General features: G+C 70.5%; 7 protein-coding genes. 6 read left to right on the top strand and 1 reads right to left on the bottom strand.

The features are described from left to right. The first annotated feature begins 57 nt into the window (after positions 1-57). From AOK08_RS37080 to AOK08_RS37100, 5 genes are all read left to right on the top strand, one after another. Positions 58-1,353: a sensor histidine kinase gene (locus AOK08_RS37080; RefSeq protein WP_055534297.1), complete on the top strand. Its 1,296-nt coding sequence runs from the start codon at positions 58-60 to the stop codon at positions 1,351-1,353. A 75-nt stretch (positions 1,354-1,428) separates the two neighbouring features. Next, on the top strand, positions 1,429-2,133 hold the full coding sequence (locus tag AOK08_RS46755; RefSeq protein WP_063794208.1) for an SH3 domain-containing protein: 705 nt from the start codon (positions 1,429-1,431) through the stop codon (positions 2,131-2,133). A 31-nt stretch (positions 2,134-2,164) separates the two neighbouring features. Continuing rightward, positions 2,165-3,601: an FtsW/RodA/SpoVE family cell cycle protein gene (locus AOK08_RS37090; RefSeq protein WP_079054489.1), complete on the top strand. Its 1,437-nt coding sequence runs from the start codon at positions 2,165-2,167 to the stop codon at positions 3,599-3,601. A gap of 35 nt (positions 3,602-3,636) precedes the next feature. After that, positions 3,637-5,163 (top strand): penicillin-binding transpeptidase domain-containing protein, encoded by a 1,527-nt coding sequence (locus tag AOK08_RS37095; protein WP_241827253.1) that lies wholly within the window; start codon positions 3,637-3,639, stop codon positions 5,161-5,163. 65 nt (positions 5,164-5,228) lie between these two features. Then, positions 5,229-5,762, top strand: coding sequence for a DUF3291 domain-containing protein (locus AOK08_RS37100; protein ID WP_277816058.1), 534 nt, complete (start codon positions 5,229-5,231; stop codon positions 5,760-5,762). Here AOK08_RS37100 and AOK08_RS37105 read toward each other — a convergent pair. After that, entirely contained in the window at positions 5,743-6,588 is an 846-nt protein-coding gene (locus AOK08_RS37105) for a hypothetical protein (protein WP_055534300.1), read from the bottom strand. The genes AOK08_RS37100 and AOK08_RS37105 overlap by 20 nt on opposite strands. A 119-nt stretch (positions 6,589-6,707) precedes the next feature. Between AOK08_RS37105 and AOK08_RS37110 the strand changes: the two genes are divergently transcribed. Then, positions 6,708-7,637: an AurF N-oxygenase family protein gene (locus AOK08_RS37110; RefSeq protein WP_055534302.1), complete on the top strand. Its 930-nt coding sequence runs from the start codon at positions 6,708-6,710 to the stop codon at positions 7,635-7,637. Positions 7,638-7,771 lie beyond the last annotated feature (134 nt).

Raw genomic sequence — 7,771 nt, forward strand, 5'->3', positions numbered from 1 at the left:
CTCCCTCACCGTCGCCCCCTCCCCCTCCCCGCACGCTTCCTCTTCCGCGAGCGCCCGGTGAGGGTCGCGCTGCCCGGGTGGGCGAGCACCCTCGCCGTCAAGGCCGCGCTGTTCATCACCGGGATGTGCTGCGCGCTCGCCGCCCTGCTCGGCGTCCTCGTGCATGTCTCGGTGACCCATCAGACCGTCGACCAGGCCCGCGAGCGCGCCCTGTCCCGGCTGGTGGAGGCCACGGACGCGTACGAGGCCGGGGACACCCTGCGACCGCACATGGGTATCGATCCCGAGGGGCTGCCGGAGGCCCTGCGGGCGCTCGCGGTGTCCGGGAAGCGCGGCACGATGGTCACCGACCACAACGGGGTGCCGACGATGTGGGCGGCCGGGCCCGCCGACGGCGGGCACGCGCTCGCCGTCGCGCTCGACTACTCGCAGAGCGCCCGTACGATCGACGGCCTCGACCGGGCGATCCTGTGGTCGTCGGGCCTCGCCATCGGCATCACGCTGCTGGTCGGCGCGTTCGCGGTGACCCGGGTGACCCGCCGGCTGCACGCGACCGCCCAGGTGGCCCGCCGGATCAGCGCCGGCGACCTGGACGCGCGCGTCGACGACGCCCGTACGCGGGATCCGAACCGCTCCCCGGACGAGGTCACCGCCGTCGCCGCCGCCCTCGACACCATGGCCGCCTCGCTGCAACGCAAACTCCTCAGCGAGCAGCGCTTCACCGCCGACGTGGCCCACGAGCTGCGCACCCCGCTCACCGGGCTGCACGCGGCGGCCGAACTGCTGCCGGCCGGGCGGCCGACCGAACTGGTCAGGGACCGGGTCGCCGCACTGCGTACGCTCACCGAGGACCTGCTCGAAATCTCCCGGCTGGACACGGGCAAGGAGCGGCTGGAGGTCGACACCGAGGCGCTCGGCGCCCTCGCCGAACGGGTCGTACGGGTCGTACGGGCTTCCGGAGCCGGCGGCGCCGACACCGAGATCGTCGTCGTCCGTGACGCCCTCGTCGACACCGACCGGCGCCGCCTCGAACGGGTACTCGGCAATCTGGTGGCCAACGCCCACCGCCATGGCCGTACACCCGTCACGCTGACCATCGACGGGCCCGTCGTGACCGTACGGGACCACGGTGAGGGTTTCCCCGAGTACCTGGTGAAGCACGGGCCGCAGCGGTTCCGTACGGAGGGCGGCGCGACCGGACACGGGCTCGGGCTGACGATCGCGTTGGGCCAGGCGGAGGTACTGGGCGCCCGGCTGGTTTTCGCCAACGTGGCGGAGGGCGAGGGCGGTGGCGCCCTCGCGACGCTCACGCTGGCCGAATCACGGGGGCCCGCCACCAACGGCCCAGCGTGACGGGCGCCTTACACGACCCACTCCTAGCGTGGCGGTTAGTCAGCTCTGTCCGACAAACTGACTAAAGGAGCCCACATGTCACCGCGGAGCACCCTCACCCGCCTCGGCATAGCCGTCGCCACCACCGCGCTCTCCGTCGGCGCCGCCACCCCGGTACTCGCGAGCCCCGCCGACGACGACTGGGGCACAAGCTGGAACCAGCAGCAGCAACAGCAGAACAACCCCAGCGGTCAGAACACCCAGAACCCCCAGAACAACCAGAACAACCCGAGCGGCCAGAACAACCCGAGTGGCCAGAACAACCCGAGTGGCCAGAACAGCCAAAACAGCCAGAACAGCAATCAGGGCAACAGCAACCAGAGCAACAACCAGCAGGGCAACAACCAGCAGAGCGGCAACCAGCAGAGCGGCAACGGCTGGAACCAGCAGAACAGCAGCAGCCAGCAGAGCAACAACCAGCAGCAACAGCCGCAGCAGCAACAGCACAACAGCGGCGACTGGGGGCAGCACGACAGCAACAGCAGCCCCAGCACCACCACCGCCGTCCTCTACAAGGGCCTCGTCACCGCCAACGGCGGACTGCGGCTGCGCAGCGCGCCCAACCGAGGCAGCGCGATCATCCGGGTCGCCCCGCAGGGCTCGATCGTCAACATCTTCTGCAAGACCGGCGGCGAGAACGTCGACGGCAACTCGCTCTGGTACCTCCTCACGGACGGCACCTGGGCCTGGGGCGCCGCCCGGTACATCGAGAACATCGGCGCCGCGCCACGCTTCTGCTGACCATTCCGTTCATTTTGGGTAGATTCCGGACATGACGAAGCCCGCAACCACTGTGGCGGCGGAGTACGAGGAATCCCCGAAGCCCTGGCTCTCGGAGCCCGCCGATCCCTTCGCTCCCGCTCCACGCGTCCCCCGGCGCCGTGGCATCGAGCTGGCCCTCATCGTCGTCGCCGTCCTCCTGTCCGTGTACGGGTACTGCGATGTGGGCCTCGCGAAGAACGGCACCGTCCCGCCCGGCGCCGCCGGTTACGGCGCCGGGCTCGGCGTGCTCGCGCTCCTCGCCCATCTCGCGGTGCGCGGGCGCGCCCCCTGTGCCGACCCTCTCCTGCTGCCGATCGGCGTGCTGCTCAACGGCCTCGGCCTGGTCCTCATCTACCGGCTCGACCTGGAGACACCGCGGCACCTGGCGGCCCCCGCGCAACTCGTCTGGTCCACGGTCGGCGTGGCGCTGTTCATCGTGGTCGTCGTCCTGCTGCGCGACCACCGGGTCCTCCAGCGGTACGCGTACGTCTGTGTGGCCGCCGCTCTCGTCCTGCTCACCCTGCCGATCTTCTTCCCGGCGGTGAACGGGGCCCGTATCTGGATCCGGATCGCCGGATTCTCCTTCCAGCCGGGTGAGTTCGCGAAGGTGCTGCTGGCGGTGTTCTTCGCCGCGTACCTCGCCGCCAACCGGGGCGCGCTCGCCTACACCGGCCGCCGGATCTGGCGCTTCAGCCGTCTCCAGCTCCCCACCGGGCGCGTCCTCGGCCCGATCGTCGCGATCTGGCTGATCAGCGTCGGCGTACTGGTCCTGGAGCGCGATCTCGGCACCTCGCTCCTCTTCTTCGGGCTCTTCGTGGTCCTCCTGTACGTCGCCACGGGCCGCACCGGCTGGATCGCGGTCGGTCTGCTGCTGGCCGCGCTGGGGGCCTTCGCCGTCGGCACCCTCGAACCGCACGTGCACAGCCGAGTCGAGGACTGGCTGCACCCGTTCGCGACGATCGAGGCCGGTCAGGGCCCCAACCAGCTCTCCCAGTCGCTGTTCGCGTTCGCGGCGGGCGGCGTGCTCGGCACCGGTCTCGGCCACGGCCACTCGATCCTGATCGGCTTCGCCGCCAAGTCGGACTTCATCCTGGCGACGGCGGGCGAGGAACTGGGCCTGGCCGGTCTCTCCGCGATCGTCATCCTGTACGCCCTCCTGGTCGAGCGCGGCTACCGGGCCGGCCTCTCCCTCCGGGACCCCTTCGGCCGGCTGCTCGCCGTCGGCCTCGCCTCGATCGTGGCGCTCCAGGTGTTCGTCATCGCGGGCGGGGTGTCCGGCCTCATCCCGCTCACCGGTATGGCGATGCCGTTCCTGGCGCAGGGGGGCTCGTCCGTCGTCACCAACTGGATCATCGTGGCACTGCTGATCCGGATCAGCGACTCGGCCCGACGCCGGCACACGGAGTCCGGGGAGCGCGAGAAGGACCACGGGCGGCCCACGCCATGACGAGACGACCCGAACGGGCAAGGAAACCCAGGCAGATGACCCGCTGCATCAAGCATGCCGCTGTCTTCTGCGCCCTGTTGCTCCTCGCCCTCCTCGTCAACATCACCCGCGTCCAGCTCGTCCAGGCCCAGCGCTACGACGACAGCACGGCCAACCGCCGCCAGGTGATCGCCCGTTACGGCCAGCCGCGCGGCGCCATCCTGGTCGGTGACCGGCCGGTCACCGGGTCCACGGACACCGGCGAGCAGCTCCGCTACGAACGGAGCTACAAGAACGGCCCGTTGTACGCCCCGGTCACCGGCTTCGCCTCCCAGGTGTACGGCACGACGTTCCTGGAGCACGCGGAGGACGGCATCCTGTCGGGCACGGACCCGCTGCTCTCCCCGTTCCCGCTGTGGAACGACGTGACGCGCGCGCGGAATCCGGCGGGCGAGGTGGTGACGACCATCGACCCGGCGGCCCAACTGGCCGCCTACGAGGGTCTCGACGGTCGCAAGGGCGCCGTGGCGGCCGTGGAGCCGTCGACGGGCCGCATCCTCGCCCTGGTGTCCGCCCCCTCGTACGACCCCTCCGTCCTGTCGGGCAACGGGCGTTCCGTGGAGCGGAGTTGGCGGCGGCTGAACGGTGATCCGGACAAGCCGATGCTCAACCGGGCGGTACGGCAGACCTATCCGCCGGGCTCGACGTTCAAGGTGGTCACGGCGGCGGCGGCGCTCGACTCGGGGGTGATCACCGACCTGGACGAGCCGACCCGCTCCCCCGACCCGTACCGCCTCCCCGGTACGTCCACGAGGCTGACGAACGAGGGTGACGGCTGTGCGGACGTCTCGCTGCGGGAGGCGTTCACCTGGTCGTGCAACACGGTCTTCGCCAAGTTGGGGGTGGACGTGGGCGTCGCCGATCTGGCGGCCACGGCGGACGGCTTCGGCTTCAACGACTCGGAGCTGCGCATCCCCTTCTCGGTCGCGCGCAGCACCTTCGACCGCCACGTGGACAAGGCACAGTTGGCGCTGTCTGCGATCGGCCAGTACAACACGCGGGCCACGCCGTTGCAGATGGCGATGGTCGCGGCGGCGGTCGCGGGCGGCGGCCAGGTGCCCGCCCCCTACCTGGTGGAGCGGACAACCACCGGGCACGGCACGACAGTCAAGACCTCAGGGGTACGCGAACGGTTCCGCGCGATGCATCCGGCGACCGCCGTACGGATGCGTGAGCTGATGCGGGACGTCGTGGAGCGGGGCACCGGCCGGAACGCGGCGATCCCGGGTGCCGTCGTCGGCGGCAAGACCGGCACCGCCCAGCACGGCATCGGCAACTCCGGCACGCCGTACGCCTGGTTCATCTCCTGGGCGCAGGGCGAGCGGGACATCGAGCCGACGGTGGCCGTCGCGGTGGTGGTCGAGGACGCCTCCGCCGACCGTACGGACATCAGCGGGGGCGGGACGGCGGCGCCGATCGCGCGGGCGGTGATGGAGGCGGTGCTCGGCGGAGAGCGGGAAGATGAACGGGAACTGGAAAAGGGGGTGCGGGGGACGGACCCCCGACCTACCGTGCGCCCATGACGCCCATGACGCCATCGCCATCACCATCACCCGAATCGCCGTCACCTGAGTCGCCGTCGGCCGAATTGCCGTCGGTCGAATCGCCGTCATCCGAATCGCCATCGGTCGAATCACGATCGCCCGAAGTCTCGTACGAACTCGCCCAGGTCAACATCGGCCGCCTCAAGGCCCCTCTGGAGTCAGCGGAGTTACAGCCGTTCGCGGAGGGGCTCGCCCCGGTGAACGCCGTCGCCGACGCCTCGGACGGTTTCGTCTGGAGGCTGCGGGACGACGACACGGGCGACGCGACCGGTATGCGCGTGTTCGACGAGTGGACCCTGGTCAACCTGTCGGTGTGGCGGGACCCGGATGCCCTCACCGCGTTCATGTACCAGGGTCTGCACCGGGAGTTGCTGGCGCGCCGCCGGGAGTTCTTCGAACGGCTGGAGGAGGCGGTCGCGGCTCTGTGGTGGGTGCCGGCGGGACACCGGCCGACTGTGGAGGAGGCGGAGACCCGCCTCCTCCATCTGCGCGCGCACGGCCCGACGGAGTACGCGTTCACCCTGCGCGCGTCGTTCCCGCCGGGTCCCGCGAGCCCGCTCAGCCGATCGGTTTCCTGATCTCCTCGCGGATCCGGACGGCGGTCTCGGCCGCCACCGCCAGGTCCACGTCGGCGGGCTCAGCCGTGACCGTCTCCGCGGTGATCTCGGCGATGGAGGCACCGGTGTTGCCGTCCACCCAGCCGCAGACGGGGACGGTGAGTTCCGTACCGGACTGGGTCTGGACGAGCACCTCGCAGGTGACGGTGACGTCGGAACCGGCCGGCTTGAAGTCCTTCGGCTTGACGGCGACCTTGGCACCGCCACCGGCCGCGCCCTTCATCATGTTCTCGCGGGCCAGACCGGTGTTCTTGAACCGTCCGTACATGCCGGAGACCACCAGCGTGCCCTTCGACTGGTCACCGCCGAGGCTGTACTGACCGACCACGGCCTTGGTGTCCCGGGCGTCCCAGGCACCGTCGGCCTCCTTCTCGATGCCCTTGCCCTCGGAACGGGAGAGGTCGTCGGCCAGCTCGTACCTGCCGTCGAGGACCTTCCTCGGCAGGGTCAGCTTGTACTTGGCCGCCGGGAAGCCCGCGTCGGACTCCATCCCGATCCAGACGAGCGCGGCCACACCGACCACGGCCAGCACGACGACCCCGCCGACGATGCCGAGGATCAGCCCGAGCCTGCTCTTCTTGGGCGGCGGCGAAGGCGGCGCGCCCCAGGCGCCGGGGGCGGGTGCGCCGTAGGGCCCCTGCTGCCCGTACGGCCCCGGAGGCGGACCCGGGTACGGCTGCTGCGGAAACGGCTGCCGGCCGTAGGGCCCCGAGGCCGGGGGCGGGCCGAAGAGGTTGCCGGAGGGCTGGGGCGGCTGAGGCGGCTGGGGCGGCGGAGTCGTGGACACGCCAGCACGCTACTGCACCCGGGTGACCCGTTCAGCCGCGCGGACCGCTGAGCGCCGCCCTACGCGGAAGTAGCTTCCAGGGGATTGACCGGCTTGCTGACAAGCGGTCTCATAAGCGTGTGACGACAGTGACGGAAGCCGAGATACTCCGCGACGCGCTCGGCGCGCTCAAGGACCGGGAGCAGGTCGCCGAACGGCTGCTCGACGCGTCCGCCAAGCACTCCTTCGACCCGGACAGGGAACTCGACTGGGACGCCCCCTTCGAGGACGGCAAGTGGTTCTGGCCGCCCGAGCTGGTCTCCCTGTACGGCACTCCCCTGTGGCAGCGGATGGGCGAGGAGCAGCGCATCCTGCTCTCCCAGCACGAGGCGGCGGCGCTCGCCTCGCTCGGCATCTGGTTCGAGATCATCCTGATCCAGCTCCTCGTACGGCACATCTACGACAAGGCGGCGACGAGCGCGCACGTCCGTTACGCCCTGACGGAGATCGAGGACGAGTGCCGGCACTCGAAGATGTTCGCCCGGCTGATCAGCCGTGGCGGCACCCCCTACTACCCGGTCAGCCGGGCGCACCAGAACCTGGGCCGGTTCTTCAAGACGGTGTCCACCGCTCCCGGTTCCTTCACGGCGACCCTCCTCGGGGAGGAGATCCTCGACTGGATGCAGCGTCTGACGTTCCCGGACGAGCGGGTCCAGCCGCTGGTCAGGGGCGTGACGAGAATCCATGTGGTGGAGGAGGCCCGCCATGTCCGCTACGCCCGCGAGGAGCTTCGCCGCCAGATGGTGACGGCTCCGAGGTGGTCCCAGGAGTACACGCGCGTCACGTCGGGCGAGTTCGCCCGCCTGTTCTCGGTGGCGTTCGTCAACCCGGACGTGTACACGAACGTCGGCCTGGACAAGGGGGAGGCGGTGGCGCAGGTGCGGGCGAGTGGGCATCGGCGGGAGGTGATGCAGGCGGGCGCGAAGAAGTTGACGGACTTCCTGGACGACATCGGGGTACTGCGGGGTGTCGGGCGACGGCTGTGGAGGGCTTCGGGGCTGCTGGCGTGAGTTTCGGAGTGCGGGCCGGTGGGGCTGGTCGCGCAGTTCCCCGCGCCCCTGAAGGATGAAAAGCACGGGGCGCGGCCCCTGCTTTTCAGGGGCGCGGGGAACTGCGCGAGAAGCCCCACCGAACCCGCACCCGA

The organism is Streptomyces graminilatus (genome assembly GCF_001418565.1).
Lineage (GTDB): Bacteria > Actinomycetota > Actinomycetes > Streptomycetales > Streptomycetaceae > Streptomyces > Streptomyces graminilatus.

What these genes read in the sequence shown, in the direction of transcription:
- AOK08_RS37095 (WP_241827253.1), top strand. Translation starts at nt 3,637, where the DNA reads ATGACCCGCTGCATCAAGCATGCCGCTGTCTTCTGCGCCCTGTTGCTC.
- AOK08_RS46755 (WP_063794208.1), top strand. Translation starts at nt 1,429, where the DNA reads ATGTCACCGCGGAGCACCCTCACCCGCCTCGGCATAGCCGTCGCCACC.
- AOK08_RS37090 (WP_079054489.1), top strand. Translation starts at nt 2,165, where the DNA reads ATGACGAAGCCCGCAACCACTGTGGCGGCGGAGTACGAGGAATCCCCG.